A 667-nucleotide genomic window follows, 5' to 3' on the forward strand; every position below is an offset into this window, starting at 1 on the left:
CCAGACCAACTCGAACTCTTTCCCGATAATCCACCGTCCTGATCAAAAAATGATCCAAAACCCCAAACTTACCCTCGGGAATTTCATCCTGCTGTTTTATGGGAAATTCAGACTGCTGGTGACACTCATGGTGATGTTCATCGCTTGTGTTGCGGTTTGGGGTGTCTGGGCGGCACTTCTGGGCTTTATCCTCTCTGGCTTGATCGAGAACTCCTACGACGCAATGGTTTTCGGAGCCGCGCTTGCCATCCCGGCAGCGTTACTGACATTTGCTTGGTTCAATAGGGGGAAACATGCCGGTGGAACTAAATACAGCGACAAGACGGCAAGACACTAGAAGTAGCCCACGCGCCCGGAGTTTTATAGCCCGACCGCCAGTCCACCGTCATGCTGGGGCACCTGCACCATTTCTTCGTCAAGCACTGCTTCAATCGACGTGCTGCTTGCGGCGCGTTTTTGCTGATCACGAGCGCCCGCTTTCCTACAGGATATTTTACACCTCGAACGTCAGCGACTGGCACTCAACGGCTGTAGCGCCATGCGTACGCGGTAACTGAGCGGCGTTGTATTCAGGGAGGATTGACCCCGGCATACTCCGATCATCAAGGATAGATGATCGGGAGGGGGTTACGAATGGCTGTGCTGGGTGAAACGATACAGATCGGAG

Annotated in this window: 1 protein-coding gene; it reads left to right on the forward strand. The window is 53.5% G+C overall.

Annotated elements, in window-relative coordinates; genetic code table 11:
• A partial coding sequence (locus tag IV91_RS16425) for a hypothetical protein (protein ID WP_035418949.1) occupies window positions 1–337 on the forward strand: 337 nt, incomplete at its 5' end.
• Between the last annotated feature and the right edge of the window lie 330 nt (window positions 338–667).

It is taken from the genome of Ferrovum myxofaciens (genome assembly GCF_000735045.1).
Taxonomy (GTDB): domain Bacteria; phylum Pseudomonadota; class Gammaproteobacteria; order Burkholderiales; family Ferrovaceae; genus Ferrovum; species Ferrovum myxofaciens.